Genomic DNA, 19,250 nt, shown 5'->3' with positions numbered 1-19,250 from the left:
AAATGTCGCGATTTTTACAAATCGCGACATTTTTATGATCATATTTTATCCTCAATGGATACAAAGATTCGTGAATCCTATTTCCACGTCTGCGGGCGGTATTCTTATTTTAAAACTAATTTAGAAGGAAAGACAATATCTTCCGTTACAAGTTCTTCTTTAGACGTCAAGATATCAAAAAGAATTTCTGCTGCCTTGCCGCCTTGCTTATCCGGATACTGCTCAATACTTCCTATTGGTGGATTTTCAATATATTTCCACAACGGATAATTTGCATAGCTAATAAAATGCATATCCTGACTTAAGACAATACCTCTTTGACGTGCGTATTTCATCACATCCAATGTCACGAAATCATTAAAAGAGACCACCGCAGAAGGCCGCTCAGCCAAGGAACATAACTGTTCCATCGCATCTTCATTACCTTTTTCAGTTAGATCGGTATGGACAATATATTTTTCATCAATTGCTACATCAAACTTTTTAAGCGCGCTTTTGAACGCCTCTGTACGCTCACCCGAAGCCAGCAAGGTATCAGGACCATTAATCAGCGCGATACGGATATGCCCCCTGGATACAAAAGCTTCAATAGCTTCCTCCATACCAGAAGATAAATCACTATAAACTTTATCCACATCATTCAGCTCCGGTACACAGTCAAAAAAGACAATTGGGATATCAGAAGCCCTCAACATCTCTATAAAACTTAAATCTGTCGTATTTTTACCCATAGACATCAATATGCCATCTACACGATGTTTCTTGAACGTATTAATGATTTGAAGTTCCCGCGCCTCATTGTCTAGAGACTGACCTAAAAGTACCGTATATTTATGTTCTTCAGCAACAGTCTCTATCGCGCTAATTGCTAGCGAAAAGAAAGGCTCCGACAAAGTGGGCAGGATCACGCCAATGGTAAATGTTTTACGTTGCTTAAAAAAAATGGCCGTCTGATTGGGCTCATAATTCAATTCTACAGCCATTTTCTTAACACGCATGGTCGTCACAAGCCCGATACTTGGATGATCATTGAGTGCGCGAGAGACTGTAGAAGGTGAAATTTTAAGCTTTCTTGCTATCTCCTTTATCGTCGCTGGCTTATTTGGCTTTGTCATCAAAGTTTACTTTAAGTTTATATCTCAAAGATACTATTTTATTTTTAAGTCTTTATTCCCAAACTTGAACATCCCTTGAACTGAATTTCTGTCGTTTAAGTGCATAATTCCCTTTCGAATCCGCTTATTTCGAACATTAATTGAAGCCGATCTGCTAAGCGATGTGTAAGTACCCGTGTTGATATGTCCCAAGGCTATTGCCAACATTGATTCGCGTTCATCTCCAAAGTCATAAAAGTTATCGAACTCTGAGACGTGAGCGGTAGGGACCAATCCGCTAAAATAGTCGCCTTCATTAGCGGCATTAAACGTTTGAAATGACGCCGCATACAATGCTAATGATTTGTTCAAAAGGTTCAATTCAAAAAAACCAACCGGCTTACCGTATGTATTTTCCGAAATCCGGGTTCCGTCTTCTTTCCAAGCATAGGTACCTATAACTTGTACATTCATATAAGGTTTCAAACTATTGATGAGCAGCTCACTTGCAGATGCGGAAGAGGAAGTCACTAAAAAATATACGCGGGCTAAATTTAGCGCATTTGATTTCGCAAAATACACATCTTCAAACTCCTTTTTAATATCTGGATCAGCTTCCAGGTACCTGTTAATTTTGTAGGTCGACATTAACTTGCCATTGCCACTTGCGGGTACAATTTTATTAGCTAAGTATTCAGCCGTATTTACAATACCGCCACCATTATATCGCAAGTCTACGATAAGCTCATCGATCCCTTGCGATTCAAATTTTTGAAAAACCGCTTCGAAAATACCGTGCATCGTAGAAGGGATCTCTGTATTTTCAATAACCAGACTTATAAATGAGCTAAACGCCAAATAACCAATTTTCTTTCCATTTTGTGTTATCACCTTATCGATAACTACGGGATTAAAGGGATATTCTGTACTGTTTATAGAGACTATCTCGGCAGAACCGTCTGGCTTAATAAGATCTAAACGCATCGAGGATGAAGATAATGCCGTATTTATAAATGCAAAATCCTGTGCCTTTTGCGATTCATAATCGATGTCGCTATGGTCATTGATACTCGCAATGCGATCACCACGCTTTATGCCTGCTTTATCAGCGGGAGAGTCAGCATCTACCATACGTACATACAAATCCGCATTGTTTCCCGAAGAAGCGGTTTGCAAATAAAAAACATACATTCCAAAATCTGTCGCGACACCACCCTCCAGTTCTCCACTCACCACCCCCTGCCTATCGATAAAACTATACCGATCTATAGGCTCTCCAGTTGAAGGGTCTACCTTTGTTAAGCCCATTAAATATGACAAAACGTTTTCACTTCGCTCAAAATATTGGGTAAAATTATTACGCAGATAATTTTCTTCATCAATTTTATTGATATCGCGAGGAGGAATATATTCTTCCCACAAGGACAATACCTTATAATAATACCACACCGAATCACGTAATTTATTCTCGTTTTCGTTACTTAGATACGTTGTACTCTTATCAATACCATCGTCATCAAGAGTCGGCGGACTATCCTTTTTACAGGAAAGCATCGTACCTAAAAATGCAAGTATCAATATTTGTGTCGCTATTTTTTTCATCCGTTTATTTTTTATTATGGCTGATGAGAGCTCAATATATCGGTTTCATAACTCCTATTTAAATCTAATCGCGCTCAATACAATATAAATCCCCGGGTGTTACCCCATAATCTTTAGCAATATAATCAATTGGTTCTAAAGATCTAAACTTTAATTCGTCAACAAAAAAAACTTTAAGAAAATTCTTAAATCGCTTTGCTTCTCCCCAATCAATGTGTTTGATTTTATTTAACTGTTCCACTGGGTTACCCTTAGTTAAAATAGCAACTTGTTTGTTTTGTGCAAAAAGTCGGACGATCAACTCTTCCACTTCTTTAAATAACAGTAATTTGAGTGGTAACTGGGCATTAACGTTTAATCGCAATAAATTCTCTCTGTATTTTTCTTCAATTCCGAATGTTTCTTTCAATCTATCAAAAACGAATTCATGTCCGTGATTTTCATAAACTCTCTTCATAAAACCCACCAGATCACTTGCAGATAAAGATCCTGTCTGAAATTCCATAAAATTCGCAAATAGATAGTAGACCTGCAAATCGTAGTCTGATTTCGGAAACAAGACATCATCTACTTCTAATAAATAAACTTTCTTATCTAAAGGAATATATTCGATACGCATATTATTTCAAAACCGCTAAAACAAAATCTTCTCCTGAATCAGAGATCACACCTAAACCATTAACAATAGAAGCGACGGGTTGACCTGAGATTAAATCAACACGATCCAATACGACACTTAAAGGTAATTCTTTTGTTGGTTCAAATAACACGTCTATCGCTAAAAGTTCATTTTTATCGGGACAAATAATACGTATACCGTATTCTTCGAACAGCTGTATGGACTCACTGATGGCCTGTACCTCTGTCGCTCCCAATGGAAGAATCATCTGTACGTCGAGATCCAACGCGAGCTTGAGCACTTCGTGCGAAAAGATAGGATTTGTTCCTGTTGGGATATTCAGGTATTTATCTTTTAGTACAGAGGGAACTTCCTCTGAGGTAGCATGAAGCACTTCGTATTTGGCCTGCATTAACTTTGACAGACGAATGGCTAGCGGTCGGGTACCGAATGTAATTAATAGCTTTTGCATAATTTAATAAATAAATCCATCCCGCATATGGATAGTACGGTCTGATATACCAGCCAACTCTTCGTTGTGCGTTACAATAATAAATGTTTGGCGCATGGTATCCCGCAAATGAAAAAACAGCTTGTGTAATGATGAGGCATTTTCGGAATCCAAATTACCCGAGGGTTCGTCAGCAAGTATAATAGACGGATTGTTAATCAAGGCTCTGGCCACTGAAACACGTTGTTGTTCGCCACCAGACAACTGGGATGGCTTATGTTTTGCGCGCTCAGCAACACCTAACAAATCTAATAGCTCCATCGCTTTCTTCTCCGTCTGTGCATGGTTCTTTCCGCCGATATAGGCCGGAATACACACGTTTTCCAACGCTGTAAACTCTGGTAGCAAATGATGAAATTGAAATACGAAACCTATATGCTCATTGCGAAAAGCACTAAGTGCATTCGCGGAGAGTTCATGTATTGCAGAACCATTGATGTAAAGTTCGCCTTTATCGGCCTTGTCCAGGGTACCGATAATGTGTAGTAATGTACTCTTCCCAGCACCTGACGCCCCTACAATCGAAACAATCTCACCTTTCTCCACCTCCAGGTTCACTCCTTTCAAAATAGGTAATTCACCATAGGTTTTATAAATATTACTTGCTTTCAATATCATAATACGAAGTTAGCAAAAAGTATGAAATTAAGCTCGTCTGCCCGTACATTACAAACACATACACAGCAATGAACAAAGTAGTTTTTTACGAACAAAATCTTGACCCTTACGAATAAAAGCATTACTTTTACACTAAATTTTTTATCGATGAACATTCACGAATATCAAGGAAAAGAAATACTTAAAAGTTTTGGCGTAAGAATACAAGAAGGTATTGTTGCTGAAACCCCAGAGCAAGCCGTAGAAGCTGCTAAAAAATTGAAAGAAGAATACAATTCTGACTGGGTTGTAATCAAAGCTCAAATTCATGCTGGTGGTCGCGGTAAAGGTGGTGGCGTTAAATTAGCTAAAAACCTCGAAGAAGTATCACAACGTGCTAAAGATATCATAGGTATGCAGTTAGTAACTCCTCAAACTGGTGCTGAAGGTAAAAAAGTAAGCAAAGTTCTAGTTGCTCAAGATGTTTACTATCCTGGTGAGAGTGAAACGAAAGAATTTTATGTATCCGTGTTATTAGATCGCGCTAAAGGGCGTAATATCATTATGTATTCTACAGAAGGTGGGATGGATATTGAAGAAGTCGCTGAAAAAACTCCGAACTTAATCTTCAAAGAAGAAATCGATCCTAAAGTTGGTTTACAAGGCTTCCAAGCGCGTAAAATTGCTTTCAACCTAGGCCTAACTGGTGGTGCACACAAAGAAATGGTAAAATTTGTTGCTGCTTTATATAAAGCATATGACTCAACAGATTCATCTATGTTCGAAATCAACCCTGTATTAAAAACATCCGATGACAAAATTCTAGCTGTAGATGCGAAAGTAGACTTAGATGAAAATGCATTATACCGTCACACGGATTATGCAGCATTACGTGATGTAAGTGAAGAAGATCCTACAGAAGTTGAAGCCGGTAAATCTAACTTAAACTATGTAAAACTTGATGGTAACGTAGGTTGTATGGTTAATGGTGCTGGTCTTGCAATGGCCACAATGGATATTATCAAAATTGCTGGTGGTGAGCCTGCTAACTTCTTAGATGTGGGTGGTACAGCAAATGCAGAAACGGTAAAAGCTGGTTTTAACATCATTTTAAAAGACCCGAATGTAAAAGCAATTTTAATCAATATCTTCGGTGGTATCGTTCGTTGTGACCGTGTTGCCCAAGGTGTGATCGATGCGTATCAGGAAATTGGAAACATTCCTGTCCCAATTATTGTACGTCTTCAGGGCACAAACGCCACTGAAGCTAAAAAATTAATCGACGAGTCAGGATTACAAGTTTATTCTGCTATTCAATTAAAGGAAGCTGCTGACTTAGTTACTAAAGTATTAAAAGGATAATACCTTTTTTTATCCTATGGAAAAAGGATGTATCATAAGTCAAAATCAAAATTCACAAACAGAATTTAATTTCGAGACGCTTCTCTAAAAAATAAAAAAGTAATAAAAAACGACAATTTTCTAATCGAGAATTGTCGTTTTTTATTAAACTGGAGAGTACCTTCAAAATTTAATTTGGCAACTTGACACCAAAAACAACTTATGATACAGCCTTTTTTCTGAAAGCCTATTTCTCAAAGGCCATCAAGAACTTTCATTCCTATTGGTGATTCAATGGATCATGAAAGTTTTGTTTTAAACGACCTTTCATTTCGGATCACGTAAATCTTCAGAGGGCATTATTAATAGTAAAAGAAGCATTATTTTATACAAATTTCTTTTGTCGCTTCGGCCGCGGCATAGCCTAAATTTCTTCTTAATCATTTTGCCCTCATCGGCAGGCAGCCTCCTTCCTTTCCTAAAAAGAAGCAAACCGAACGTAGTGAGCTCAAGAATTCCATTGAAAACAAATATTTATTCTTAAAATCGTCGCTGTACCCATTCGCCACATTGGCTAGTGCTTCCTCCTGCTATTGGCAAATGGCTAAGGCGACATTTTCGAATTTGTGAGGATAGTACATTGATTATATTGTACTTTTTGCTTTAGGTGGAGTTAAAAGGACGACCTAAGTCGATGTAGCGTTAAGAAAGCTTTTGGATTTGCGTTAAGAACAGATCTACGAAGTGCAACGGCTCAGATCTGTTTAGTAAATCCAAAAGCTTTTAGCGTAACCATTGACCAAGTCTTGACTCTTTGCTCCTTTCTCGTCAAGGAGAACCCTCGAAGAGGCTCTTGAATGCCTTTGAAATACAAATAATAAATGAAAAAAGGAGAAACCCTGCCACGGCCAGTGGCGAAAAGGCAATGCGATGGAAATTCAAAAAACTGTACAAAATAAACCTTCATTTTTATTATCCCTCCCCTTTTTAACATTGTCATCTCATTTCTTACTATAAATCGCTATTTTTGTCTTATTAAAACACAATAGGTTATCAGCGTATCATCTATTCAAATCTATCATTACTAAAAATGGAACACACACGCATTAAAGAACTATTAAAATCCGAAGAATTCGGTAGGCATGTTATTGTAAAAGGCTGGGTAAAAACCTTCCGAAATAACCAATTTGTAGCGATTAATGACGGTTCTTCTCTAAATAATATCCAGGCAGTAGTTGATTTTGAAAACACAGACGAAGCTTTATTAAAGCGAGTAACAACAGGTGCAGCTGTACGTGTATCGGGTGTACTAGTTGAATCATTAGGTAAGGGCCAGCACGTTGAAATTAAAGTAGATGAGTTAACTATTTTAGGCGATTCTGATCCGGAGAAATTTCCATTACAGCCGAAAAAACATAGCCTTGAGTTCCTACGTGAAATAGCACACCTGCGGTTTCGTACAGGGACATTCAATGCCGTATTCAAAGTACGGAACGCATTAGCTTTTGCAGTCCATCAGTTCTTCAACGAAAGAGATTTTGTCTACATGCACACTCCGATTATTACCGGGTCGGATGCAGAAGGAGCGGGAGAAATGTTTAAAGTAACTACCTTAGATTTCGACAATATTCCGCGCGACGAAGAAGGGCAAATAGACTTTAAAGAAGATTTCTTTGGTAAGGCCACTAACTTAACGGTATCAGGTCAGCTAGAGGGCGAACTAGCGGCTATGGCATTGGGTAATATTTATACCTTTGGCCCAACATTTCGTGCAGAAAACTCCAATACGACCCGTCATTTGGCTGAGTTCTGGATGATCGAACCCGAAATGGCTTTCTACGAATTGGAAGACAATATGGATTTGGCCGAAGAGCTGCTAAAATATGTGATCCGATATGCCTTAGATCATTGTGCAGATGAGATTGAATTTTTAAAAAGTCGCCTGTTAGAAGAAGAGAAGTCAAAACCTCAAAACGAACGGGCAGAATTAAATTTGGTCGACAAACTAAACTTTGTACTAGAAAATAATTTCGAACGTGTAACCTATACAGATGCTATTGAAATATTAAAGCGCAGTAAACCCAATCAGAAAAAACAATTTAAATACCTGATTGACGAATGGGGTGCTGACTTACAGTCTGAACACGAACGCTATCTGGTTGAAAAACACTTTAAGAAACCGGTGATCTTAATCGATTATCCGCGAGAAATTAAGTCGTTCTACATGAAACAAAACGAGCCTGATACCCAAGGAAGACATACCGTGCGTGCTATGGACATCCTATTCCCTGGCATTGGAGAGATGGTCGGCGGCTCGCAACGGGAAGAAAATCTGGATAAATTATTGGCCCGTATGGAAGAAGTCGGCATTCCGTCCGACGAGATCGATTGGTTCCTAGACACGAGACGGTTTGGTACCGCGCCGCACTCCGGTTTTGGCCTTGGCTTCGAAAGGCTGGTTCTCTTCGTTACAGGTATGACAAATATTAGAGATGTGATTCCTTTTCCACGTACACCTAACAACGCTGAATTTTAATCATAATTCTATGCAAACGTCTTAAAACCGTCAAAACAAATTATACTTTTGACGGTTTTATTGTATAGTGCCATGTCAGGAATGCGTATTTGCAAATTGCGTATTCGCGAATACGTTTTTATTACTTTTTACTTATAACATGTTAGTTAAAATATACGAAGACAATCCGAATCCAAAAGCTATCCAGCAAGCGGTAGATATTTTGAAAAAAGGTGGTGTGATCATTTATCCTACGGATACGGTATATGGTATCGGGTGTGATATCACCAATCAAAAAGCAATCGAACGAGTCTGCACGATTCGCGGATTACGCCCTGATAAAGCCAACTTGTCTTTTATCTGCTATGATTTGACGGATATATCCCAATACACAAAACCATTTGACACGACCGTATTTCGCGTGTTAAAAAAGGCGTTACCCGGGCCGTTTACTTTCATCTTTAACGCGAGCAATCAAGTACCAAAATTATTGAGTTCGAAGAAAAAAACGGTAGGTATACGGGTTCCGGATAATAGTATCGTACGCGAGATTGTCAAAGAGTTAGGTAACCCTATCGTAACGGCTTCCATTCACGACGAAGATGAGATTATTGAATATTCGACCGATCCCGAATTGATTTACGAGAAATATGAAGATAAAGTGGATATGGTTATAGACGGAGGATATGGAGACAATGTAGCTTCTACAGTTGTCGACCTAACCAACGGGGACTTTGAGATAATCAGGGAAGGAAAAGGCGATCTGGAACTTTATTTATAAAGTCGCTGCAAGCGTTAAAGAATGATCAATTCTTCGACAATGACTTGTCCGACATGCTCGTTTACCCGACCTATTATTTGTCTCCTCATCAATGCCAATTCATTTTTGATTACTGCAGACTCAACTTTTACAAAGAGCTTTCTATCCTTAATATAGATCTGCTGGGTACGGTTCGCGATAGATGCACCCATTATCTCGGGCCATGCAGAAACAATGGAAGATTCATCAAACTTCTTGCGTAATTTAAAAACTTCGAGCCATTTTTCAACAGCTTGTTTGATACTGACATCATCCCTTGTATGAATTTCCTCAAGCTTCTTCTTATACATTTACCATCCCTCCTTGTATCGCAAAGATACGTATCGGCTGGGCAATATCTTCAAAAATTTTTTGAAGTCTAACCGCATCGGTATCGGTAATAAAAATTTGTCCAAATTCATCATCCGATACCATCTGCATCAACTTTCTCGTGCGCTTTTCGTCCAGTTTATCAAAGATATCATCCAGCAATAGAAGAGGCTTATACTTTTTCTCGCGCCTTAGAAAGCTATATTGTGCTAATTTCAACGCGATCAAAAAGGACTTTTGCTGTCCCTGAGAACCAAACTTTTTAAGGGGCATATCATCATGGATCGTAAACGACAGATCATCTTTATGAATACCTTGAGAGGTACGCTCTAAAATCCGATCTTTTTCTAGTGTCTGGTTCAGCAGGGAAAGAAATTCACACTCGTGCAATGGGGACTCGTATTCAAGCGACACCTCCTCTGCCCCTTCCGACAAAAAACGATAATGACGCTGAAATTCGGGCAGGAATGATGCCATAAATCGCTTGCGATGCGCATAAATAACTTCACCTACATCTACCAACTGAACATTCAAGACCTCCATAAGACCAAGATCAAAAACACCTTTCTCTCTGATATTTTTTAGTATCGCATTGCGTTGAAGTAATATCCTATTATAGGAAATAAGCTTATCCAAGTACCTATTGTCGGTTTGTGAAATGACGTTATCTATAAATTTCCGACGTTCTTCGCTTCCCTCGGTAATGATGACACTATCATTAGGAGAAATCATTACGGAAGGGAACTGTCCGATATGGTCAGCTAAGCGTGGATAATCTTTCTTATTTCGCTTAAACTGCTTTTTTTGGTTACGCTTGAGGCTACACGACACATTATCTAAACGATCATCGGTATCAAACTCCCCCTGAATCATGAACCAATCTTCGCCTTTTTTAATATGTTGCGAGTCAATGGGGTTAAAATAAGATTTGCAGAGCGACAAATAATGAATAGCATCCAATAGATTGGTCTTCCCTGCTCCATTTTCCCCAGCGAAAGCATTCACTTCGGGTAGAAAATCTAACGTTGATTCTGTATAGTTTTTAAAATTTAAAACGGATAAATGCTTTAGCCACATGTTGACATTGTCAAAACTTAAAAACTTTTACCGTATTACTTAATTTCCTCAAAGTCGACAAATTCCCCCGCTGTTGCTGTCCCATTTTTTTTATGCTCTTCTTTAGCGGGAACATAATCCACATGGACTTTATCATCTGGTTTTCGGGACTGCGAATGATCTGTATTAGCACTACCAAAAGGGTTCGAATTCCCAAAAGGACTTTGTCCTCCATAGTTATATTGATGGGATTGCTGAGCTTTTTTCATCATACGTTCTGCAAGTTTACGCATCGCGAAAGGCATGATCAAACGCATCGAAAACTTAAAAACGTAGTAAAATATTATGATGAATAAAATAAAATATATAAATGTCATTTTGTTTCTTCTCTTTCTTCAAAGATAAAAATTTAAAAAGATGGCTGCGTCAAAAAAATGTCAGAGTCAACAACCTTAACGTTTTTTAAGATTCTGTGCGCTTCGCTTTAAGGATGGCATTTGTCAGTTCCTCAGCCTTGTGCGTACCAATAATATATACTAGTCCTTCCCGATCTTTCAGCCATACAGCATCCCTACCTCCTGCATAAAAACGAATCTTACCTTTTGTATGCAAGTTGTACACGGGGTTATTGAAAATAAAGTTACTATACGGTTTCTTCTCAACAGAAATTATGGACGAAAGATCAATTTTCACCAAGCTTGTAGACCACAATCCACTTATCGTTATATTATTTGGGGTTACCTGCGTTTTATACAGCAACATATACATCATAACAACAGAAACAACAATGATGATCCCTCCTACAATAAAAAATAATTGTCTGGAAGCCAGATGATCTAGATTCAGGTAATAGGCAATAAAACAGAACAACGCCAAAATAAGGCGCACACTAATCCAGGTTTTATCCCTTCCTAAATATTGTCTTTCGACAAAAGTATTTTCGTTGTCCATATTTACTATTTACGAACTAAGGTAAGTACTTTTTGTGTATTATCCCTAATCTTATACCGATCGTCTAAACGGTAACCACTGATCCACATGATCTCTCCATTACCATTCACCCAAATTGCAATATTCTTCTTATCAAAAAGACTAACTTTTTTATCCACAAAATAATCGCTCAGTTTCTTTTTCCCTTTCATCCCTAAGGGATAAAAAACATCGCCTTCCTGCCAAGAACGAACTTTTAATGGGAAAATCAATTTCCTGTAATCTATCTGCGCCACCTCGACATCCTGACGAATCTCCGTAGGCTCTGAGACTAGCATATGGAATATTTTATTTAACCAGTTGACTTCCTGAACATGTTCTGGCACTTCTACCTCATCTACGAAAAAATCTCTTTTCTTGAGGAGTACATATGCCCGATCCAACAGCAGTTGATATTCCCGCGATTCGAAAATCCGTCCAGGTTCTGCGTCGATTGCCCGCCTCAAATCTTGAAGCGTAATTTTAGAAAAACCGTAGGGTTCAAAGAGGGAAAATAGCAATGGCATGCTTTGTGCACGCAGCTCTTCTTTTTTAATCTTCCAACGTTCTTCTCCGACATCAGCTTCAAACAACTGTCTACGTAAGGGATCAATAAAACTTTGGAGCAGCGAATAGCTTTCTTGAAAACGTTGGATATTTCCATCCATCGTATCAATAAAATCAGTATTCAAAGACTCGAATTGCGGAATAATATCTAAACGGATCTTATTCCGCACATACTTTGTTGAAAAATTAGATGAATCATCCCGAAAAGGAACTTTTAGTTCCGCAACGGCTTCGCTAACTTCATTGGCCGTTAAAAATAAAAGCGGACGAATGATGTTACCACGCTTCGATTTTATTCCCTGAAGTCCCTGAAGCCCGGTTCCACGTATAAGATTTAACAGCACAGTTTCAACATGGTCATTTTTATGTTGCGCAATCGCTATGTATTTGCAGCTTGTTTCACGGGCGAGAACGTCAAACCAAGCGTACCGCAAGTCACGTGCCGCCATTTGAATCGATATTTTATTTATTTCAGCGTAGGAAAGGGTATCAATTTTTTTTACATGAATCAGCACATTATGCTCCCGTGCGAAACCTCGCACCAACGCCTCATCCTCATCTGATTCTTGTCCGCGAAGGCCAAAATTACAATGTGCAATCTCAAAAGCTACCTGCGCTTTTAGAAATAATGTCGCCATAAGCATGGAATCCCGACCTCCACTTACGCCAAGCAACACCTTGTCACCAGCAACGAAAAGCTCATTATCAGCACAATAATCCCAAAATCGATCTAAAAGTTTCATTAACCAAATTTAGCTAATATTAATTGATTTAACTGATTTAAACAAAACCGATCCATTAGATTTCATGGAGATATCGTTGATATTAAAAGAACCTATTTTTTAATCAGTTTTTATGCGCCTCTTTCGCCGGCGCGAGGGCGACTTCTTTTTCCTAAAAAGAAGCAAAAATCGTCGCTGTACCCATTTGCCAGAATGGCTAGTGCCTCCCACTGCAATTGGCAAATGGCTAAGGCAACATTTTCGATTTTGTAAGGATTATGCATTGATTATATGTGCTTTTTTCATCAGCTAAATTTAGAAAGAACGACCTAGGTCGATGTAGCGTTAAGAAAGCTTTTGGATTTACGTTAAGAACAGATCCCTGAAGTGAAACGGCTCGGAGCTGTTTAGTAAATCCAAAAGCTTTTAGCGTAACGTTGACCAAGTCTTGAATTTTGTCAACCTTTTTTTCAAGAAAAAGGTTGGAGCCCTGCCATGGGCAATGGCGGAAGGGTGCTGAACTGGACAAAAGAAATCGATTAAGAAAATCCTTCCTTTTTATCACTCCTTCAACTTATTTGCTAAATCCACCAGAACCTCACGTGCAGCGGTAAAACAAGTAAGTAAGTAAGTATATGAAAATTTATCAATTAACATTTTTTTGCTATTTATTTACATATTTTTGCCTTCGTGAAATATTGGTTGATTTTTGTCTTTTCTGCAATTGCTTTGCACTATACCTTTGGCCAGACTCCAATCGGTGGAACCCCTGTGCAACAAAGTGGTGGGCAAGATCGATTAAATCTGGTGTCGTCGAGTAGCGGGCGAATCAATGCAAAAACAGGACACATGATTTTCTACCGCCCTGTCTATGAGCATAAAGGCAGTACCTTATCTGCAGATAGCGGTTATATCTACGAGGACGAAGTAAAGCGCCAGTTTTTCGAAGCATTCGGTAATGTGGTCATTACGCAACCCTCGGGAACAGTTATATATTCGGATTATTTACATTACGATGCAGCTGCACAACAAGCACGATTAACCAAGAATGTAAGAATGGTTGATGGCGCTTCCACCTTAACCACGAATTACCTTACCTACAAGATGCGTTCTAAGGTAGGAACCTATACAGGCGGCGGACGTATCATTTCACAAGGTGACACAATTACCTCAAAAAACGCACATTATTTTGAGAACACCAAAGACGCCTATTTTCGCAATAAAGTAGTTGTACGGACTCCTAACGTGAAAATTTACACGGATACCATGCGTTATAATTCAGCGGGAAGGATGACCTATTTCTTTGGCCCAACCAATATAAAAGATCCCGTAGGAGAGAAAAATCTATATACGGAAAAAGGAAATTATAATACAGGTACCGGAGTCGCTGATTTCAATAAAAACAATTTATATACAGAAGGAAGCAAGTTTTTAAAAGGCGACAGTCTGCATTATGAACGGGAAACGGGTATTGGTAAAGCCTTTAGAAATGTTGTTTTTGTAGACACATTGGATAAATTTTATGCATACGGCGGATTTGGATTATACCGTCAATCTGACGAATCGATCACCATGACCGAGAAGCCACTGATCATTACCCTCGTCAAAAATGACAGTACAGCGAACGATCCAAAAGTAGACAGTACAGAAAATACCGTTGAAACAAAATCGCGACGCGAACGCAGACGGGAACAGCGAGAATTGGAAAAAGAGGAAACATTGGAACTAGATACAGATAGCAGCCAAACTGCCGAAAGCGAAATAACACCACCCGAGCTTAAGGAGGAGGCAAAAATGGATTCCGTGTTTTTGACAGCCGACACCCTATTCTCTAAAGTCATTCTGTTAAAAGAATATATCGCGTTAGATCTAAAATTAGACCGTAGTGGAGGTGAATTGATTGTCGAAGAAGATGTAGATTATGGCGATGATGAAGATTTTGACCTTGATGCAGACTCCATGGAGCTCGACGTGGATTCTACCGCACTGCCGTTAAAGCCCGATTCCATACAGATTGCGACCGCTGACCTCGATCAGATTGACGCTTTACAAAAGTCGAATCCCGACAGTACGTTAAAAAAGATTTCCCAAAAACCTGTTGTACAGGCAAAAAAAACTCAAAATAAGAAGCAGGAAGAACCTCTTTCCATAGAAGCAACCATAAAAGCGGATAGCTTGACGCGTCAGCATGCTATTATTCCGAAAGGCTCGGAAGCTGATGATCTCATGAACAACGCCTTAAAGGTTGCACAAACGCCAGATACGACCGCGAAGACTATTCCTCCTACGGGCACGGATAGCACGAAGATGAGTAACATACCGGATACCGCACGTACCCGAATCGTGAAAGCGTATTACAACGTACGATTATTTAAATCCGATTTGCAAGCCGTAGCGGATTCTGTTTATTACGGCATGGCCGACTCGATGTTTCGATTTATGGGGCGACCGATGATCTGGGCGCAGGGATCGCAGATCTCAGCAGACACCATTTTTATGCAAATCTTAAACCAACAGCTGGATAATGCTTTGCTCAAAGAAAATGCTATGATGGTAAATGCCGTGTTGGATACCGTTAAATTCAACCAATTAAAAGGTCGGAAGATTACCGCATTTTTTACGAATAGCAATATTGATAGATTATACGTCGACGGCAACGCGGAAAACCTTGTATTTTCAACAAATGACAAACTGGGTATCATTACGGAAATGTTTCACGATCGGGGTGCCCGTATAAAAGTAAAAATGGAAGGAAAGAAAATTATCGATTATGTTTCTGTCCGAAAGGTAGATCAAAAAGTATATCCCTTCAAAATGGTAAACCAGGATAATGAGATATTGCCCGGTTTCATCTGGAGACCACAAGATAGACCAACTTCAAAGGAAGATTTGCTTAACCGGAAGCGTGAAATTCCAAAAGAAGGCGAAATGTCTGAAGTTCCTCCGGCCAATGAAGGCGAAGGCACGAATCCCCCTCCCCTACAAAAAGATCTGATCGAAGCAGTGCAAGAAGAAGTGACGGAAGAAACGTTAGCGCCTAAGATCTAACCCTATCTTTGGTAATCCTTTAAAAAATCTGCCAATTTGCGAACAGCAATAGCGCGGTGACTGATTTGATTCTTTTCTGCGGCACTCATCTCCGCGAATGTCCTTTCGTATCCATCCGGTATAAAAATAGGATCGTATCCAAAACCACCTTCTCCTCTTCTTTCCTGAATAATCTGTCCTTCAATTATTCCATCAAAGAAATGCTGCTGCTCATTCAAGAAAAGTGAAATAACCGTCCGAAAACGTGCTTTGCGATTCGGATTATCCGCTAAGCTTTCCAACACCAAGTCAATATTCTTTTCCATATCCCGCGATCCGGAATACCGAGCCGAATAAACTCCTGGGGCATTATCTAGCTCTTCGACTTCCAATCCAGAATCATCTCCGAAGGAATATAACCCGTACTTATTCACTAAGTAATCGGTCTTTTGCTTCGCATTTTCTTCAAAGGTATCTCCTGTTTCTGGAATATCATCCTGACAATTGATATCAGCGAGCGACCTAATCTGAAATTGATCACCAACGACCTGTTGTACCTCTTCCAATTTATGGGCATTATTGGTTGCAAAAACTAGTTCTAGCATGTTTCAAAAGTAAAAAGTAAAAAATCAAAAGTAATAAGTCGCAAAAAAAACCAGCCATTAACCGTCGCTATCTATAAAGGTCTGACCTCTATGAGGTCAATACCTAAACCTTAGTCACTAACTCCCAATAAAAGTTCTAAACTCACCCCAGAATAGTTTCTTCTTTTGCACATCGACAAACATCTCTTCAAAACTGAATGTGTTGAACACGGTAGCGATTTTCCCTTTCATATACGAATTATGGGCTATAGCCGGCAGTTTTAACGAAGCAGGTTCGACCCCCAAAAGTGTAATCTTCTTAGGCTGAAAAAATTGCATGATGCGTTTAAAATCATTCGGGTTATGTGCATTAGCCAAATTGACTACCGCAACATTGTGGGGCGTAAGCTGTAGTGCGCCTATCGTCTTCACAAAAGCTTCTTCGGCCTGTGGCGAAAAGTAAGGATACTCTGGATAGCGAAGGATAAAAAGTACCCCCGTAGACTTATCACCTTGGTATATAAATTCCTCAGCCGAGCCCGTACTTACACTCGGCTGAGGAGTTATACTTGCATTAGAAACAGATGAGCTGGCCTCTTCTTGTACAGAAAATCCCGTCGAAAAAATTGTTTCCGACATCAGGGCTTGTAGTGCTACTGGATTATCTGTCAATAAGTTCTTCAATGCGCTATCTAATATGTTATTGTCCCAATAAATAAGCAAAAATCAATGGAGCTACTATAGTAGCATCCGATTCAATCACAAATTTAGGCGTATCAATATCTAATTTACCCCAAGTTATTTTCTCATTGGGAACCGCTCCGGAATACGAACCGTAGGAAGTTGTTGAATCTGAAATCTGGCAAAAATAAGACCAGAAAGGCACATCTTCCCACTCCAGATCCTGGTACATCATCGGCACCACGCAGATTGGAAAATCGCCCGAAATACCACCACCAATTTGAAAAAAACCGACTCCTTTACCTTCTGAATTGGCCCGATACCATTCCGTCAGATAAATCATGTATTCAATCCCTGATTTAACCGTACTCGCTTTTAACTTTCCTTTAATAACGTTAGAAGCGAAGATGTTTCCTGTGGTTGAATCCTCCCATCCCGGGCACACAATTGGCAAGTTCTTTTCGGCAGCCGCAACAATCCATGAATTTTTAGGATCAATTTCGTAGTACTGTTCTAACACACCCGAGTTGACGACTTGGTATAAAAATTCATGAGGCAGATACCGCTCACCTTTTGCCTCTGCCGATTGCCATACATCTTCTAAATGTTTTTGTAGACGGCGGAATGCCTCTTCTTCCGGAATACAGGTATCGGTAACACGGTTATAATGTTGATCCAACAATTCGCGTTCTTGCTCAGGTGTTAAATCACGGTAATTCGGTACACGTTTGTAATGCGAGTGAGCCACTAGATTCATCACATCTTCCTCTAAATTAGCACCTGTACAGGAAATAATGGCCACTTTATCTTGGCGGATTAATTCGGCTAATGAAATACCCAATTCAGCAGTACTCATCGCCCCACCTAAGGAGATCAACATCTTCCCTCCCTCATTCAAATGGGCCTCATATCCTTTAGCCGCATCCACCAATGCAGCAGCGTTAAAGTGTAGGTAATTTTTCTCCAAAAACTGGGAAATAGGACCTTTTTGTGAACTCATATTATTATCTTTTTATTAAGTAAGGCAAAGGTATGGAATATATCCGAATGAGCAACTACACCACCCATTTCTCACAGCTATCCAAAAACGCCTGCTGCATATCCGCTCCGATCCCGATATCATCTGGAATGGTAATACGATAGCCATTATATTGGATACCACCTACCACAGGGTCCTCTAAATGTCCAATCATACAGGTATCCAGATCATAGAATTTAACATTGGGAGCTGCATAGGCATAATGGACTTTCGCTGCTAAGGCTAATCGGCTCTCCAGCATCCCTCCTATCATACAAGGTATATTGTACTCGGCAGCTATCGCCTGAATCTTTAACGCCTCTTGAATTCCCGTGGATTTGGAAAATTTGATATTGACGTAGTCGCATGCATCACTTTTGCACAATCTTTCCGCGTCGTAATGCGAATATACAGACTCATCCGCCATAAGCGGAACAATGGTTTGTATACGTAATTCAGGCATTAAATGATCATTATGTGTACGCATAGGCTGTTCGCAGAACTGGATCTTATAGGATTCTAAACCCGTAAGTGCCTCGACCGCCTGCTCGTAAGTCCAACCTTGATTGGCATCAATACGGATAGGAATATCAAATCCGACGGCCTGGCGGATCGCACGGATACGGGCGATATCATCCTGCGGCCGCTTACCAAGCTTCACTTTCAATGCGATAGCTCCACTATTTTTAAAGGATAGCGCCTTGGTAGCCATTTCTTCTGGTGTAGCAATACCTATCGTAATATCTGTAGCTATGTCGCGCGGACTACCGCCAAGGTATCTATACAGCGGTACATTTGCATGCTTGGCAGCCAAGTCATAAAGCGCCATATCAAAGGCTGATTTGATCGTTGCATTGCCTGCTATGTACAAGTTGAGTTCAGCGAGACGATCTGCAATAGCCAAGGGATCCTTCCCCTTCAGGATCTTCGCAAAATCCTGCGCCACACTGATACAGGTATTCTGGGTTTCGCCTACAATCATGGGGAAAGCCGAACACTCTCCCACGCCATATACTTCTGCATCCGTATGGATTCTAATAAACGTATTCTGTGCATAATCCATCGTACCCGTTGCAATGACAAACGGCTCCATTGGAATGCTTAAACGGTAGATTTCTACTTGTGTTATTTTCATTGAAAAGTAAGAATTTAATAAAACTGAGTTGGTTTAAGACCGGTTCAACACTAAAAACCGATTTTACCGCTATAATTCTGAGC

The 19,250-nt window shown here is 39.7% G+C and carries 18 protein-coding genes; 4 read left to right on the top strand and 14 right to left on the bottom strand.

All coding sequences use genetic code 11. The annotated features are described in order from the left end of the window. Window positions 1-104: 104 nt before the first annotated feature. The 5 genes from FAZ19_RS04780 to FAZ19_RS04760 form a co-directional block, all read right to left on the bottom strand. Window positions 105-1,115, bottom strand: coding sequence for a LacI family DNA-binding transcriptional regulator (locus tag FAZ19_RS04780; RefSeq protein ID WP_136819449.1), 1,011 nt, complete (start codon window positions 1,113-1,115; stop codon window positions 105-107). A 33-nt stretch (window positions 1,116-1,148) separates the two neighbouring features. Continuing rightward, entirely contained in the window at window positions 1,149-2,696 is a 1,548-nt protein-coding gene (locus FAZ19_RS04775; protein ID WP_136819448.1) for a S41 family peptidase, read from the bottom strand. A gap of 64 nt (window positions 2,697-2,760) precedes the next feature. After that, window positions 2,761-3,315, bottom strand: coding sequence for an HAD family hydrolase (locus tag FAZ19_RS04770; RefSeq protein ID WP_136819446.1), 555 nt, complete (start codon window positions 3,313-3,315; stop codon window positions 2,761-2,763). 1 nt (window position 3,316) lies between these two features. Beyond that, window positions 3,317-3,787: a hypothetical protein gene (locus FAZ19_RS04765; RefSeq protein WP_136819444.1), complete on the bottom strand. Its 471-nt coding sequence runs from the start codon at window positions 3,785-3,787 to the stop codon at window positions 3,317-3,319. A 3-nt stretch (window positions 3,788-3,790) separates the two neighbouring features. Next, entirely contained in the window at window positions 3,791-4,444 is a 654-nt protein-coding gene (locus FAZ19_RS04760; protein ID WP_136819443.1) for an ABC transporter ATP-binding protein, read from the bottom strand. A gap of 147 nt (window positions 4,445-4,591) precedes the next feature. On the opposite strand from FAZ19_RS04760, the gene sucC reads away from it, so the two are divergent. The 3 genes from sucC to FAZ19_RS04745 all read left to right on the top strand — a co-directional run bounded on the left by sucC (window position 4,592) and on the right by FAZ19_RS04745 (window position 9,060). Beyond that, window positions 4,592-5,785 carry an ADP-forming succinate--CoA ligase subunit beta gene (sucC, locus tag FAZ19_RS04755; RefSeq protein ID WP_136819442.1) on the top strand — a complete coding sequence of 398 codons (1,194 nt, stop codon included), beginning with the start codon at window positions 4,592-4,594 and terminating at the stop codon, window positions 5,783-5,785. Window positions 5,786-6,854: 1,069 nt separating this feature from the next. Then, the gene (gene asnS, locus FAZ19_RS04750) at window positions 6,855-8,300 is read left to right on the top strand and encodes an asparagine--tRNA ligase (protein ID WP_136819440.1); all 1,446 of its coding nucleotides are present in this window, start codon (window positions 6,855-6,857) and stop codon (window positions 8,298-8,300) included. A gap of 139 nt (window positions 8,301-8,439) precedes the next feature. Further along, window positions 8,440-9,060, top strand: coding sequence for an L-threonylcarbamoyladenylate synthase (locus tag FAZ19_RS04745; protein ID WP_136819438.1), 621 nt, complete (start codon window positions 8,440-8,442; stop codon window positions 9,058-9,060). A gap of 14 nt (window positions 9,061-9,074) precedes the next feature. Here the strand turns inward: FAZ19_RS04745 and FAZ19_RS04740 are convergent, their stop codons facing one another. From FAZ19_RS04740 to tilS, 5 genes are all read right to left on the bottom strand, one after another. Further along, window positions 9,075-9,389: a DUF721 domain-containing protein gene (locus FAZ19_RS04740; RefSeq protein WP_136819436.1), complete on the bottom strand. Its 315-nt coding sequence runs from the start codon at window positions 9,387-9,389 to the stop codon at window positions 9,075-9,077. Continuing rightward, entirely contained in the window at window positions 9,382-10,485 is a 1,104-nt protein-coding gene (gene recF, locus FAZ19_RS04735; RefSeq protein WP_136819435.1) for a DNA replication/repair protein RecF, read from the bottom strand. The genes FAZ19_RS04740 and recF overlap by 8 nt, the downstream gene beginning before the upstream one ends. Before the next feature lie 35 nt (window positions 10,486-10,520). Continuing rightward, on the bottom strand, window positions 10,521-10,841 hold the full coding sequence (locus FAZ19_RS04730; RefSeq protein WP_136819434.1) for a DUF4834 family protein: 321 nt from the start codon (window positions 10,839-10,841) through the stop codon (window positions 10,521-10,523). Window positions 10,842-10,926: 85 nt separating this feature from the next. Then, on the bottom strand, window positions 10,927-11,415 hold the full coding sequence (locus FAZ19_RS04725) for a hypothetical protein (protein ID WP_136819433.1): 489 nt from the start codon (window positions 11,413-11,415) through the stop codon (window positions 10,927-10,929). 5 nt (window positions 11,416-11,420) lie between these two features. Next, complete coding sequence (gene tilS / locus FAZ19_RS04720; RefSeq protein WP_136819432.1) at window positions 11,421-12,743, bottom strand: tRNA lysidine(34) synthetase TilS; 1,323 nt, start codon at window positions 12,741-12,743, stop codon at window positions 11,421-11,423. Window positions 12,744-13,412: 669 nt separating this feature from the next. Between tilS and FAZ19_RS04715 the strand changes: the two genes are divergently transcribed. Further along, entirely contained in the window at window positions 13,413-15,770 is a 2,358-nt protein-coding gene (locus FAZ19_RS04715; RefSeq protein WP_229707243.1) for an OstA-like protein, read from the top strand. Between the two features lie 2 nt (window positions 15,771-15,772). On the opposite strand, the gene FAZ19_RS04710 is transcribed toward FAZ19_RS04715, so the two are convergent. The 4 genes from FAZ19_RS04710 to FAZ19_RS04695 form a co-directional block, all read right to left on the bottom strand. Continuing rightward, on the bottom strand, window positions 15,773-16,354 hold the full coding sequence (locus tag FAZ19_RS04710) for a non-canonical purine NTP diphosphatase (protein WP_136819430.1): 582 nt from the start codon (window positions 16,352-16,354) through the stop codon (window positions 15,773-15,775). Between the two features lie 117 nt (window positions 16,355-16,471). After that, window positions 16,472-17,017, bottom strand: a complete 546-nt coding sequence (locus FAZ19_RS04705; RefSeq protein WP_136819429.1) for a hypothetical protein — start codon at window positions 17,015-17,017, stop codon at window positions 16,472-16,474. A 16-nt stretch (window positions 17,018-17,033) separates the two neighbouring features. Beyond that, on the bottom strand, window positions 17,034-18,014 hold the full coding sequence (locus tag FAZ19_RS04700) for a deoxyhypusine synthase family protein (RefSeq protein WP_136819427.1): 981 nt from the start codon (window positions 18,012-18,014) through the stop codon (window positions 17,034-17,036). A 55-nt stretch (window positions 18,015-18,069) separates the two neighbouring features. After that, window positions 18,070-19,167 (bottom strand): mandelate racemase/muconate lactonizing enzyme family protein, encoded by a 1,098-nt coding sequence (locus FAZ19_RS04695; protein ID WP_136819425.1) that lies wholly within the window; start codon window positions 19,165-19,167, stop codon window positions 18,070-18,072. Window positions 19,168-19,250 lie beyond the last annotated feature (83 nt).

This window comes from Sphingobacterium alkalisoli, from assembly GCF_005049105.1.
GTDB lineage: Bacteria > Bacteroidota > Bacteroidia > Sphingobacteriales > Sphingobacteriaceae > Sphingobacterium > Sphingobacterium alkalisoli.
This window is presented reverse-complemented; position numbering and strand designations above follow the sequence as displayed.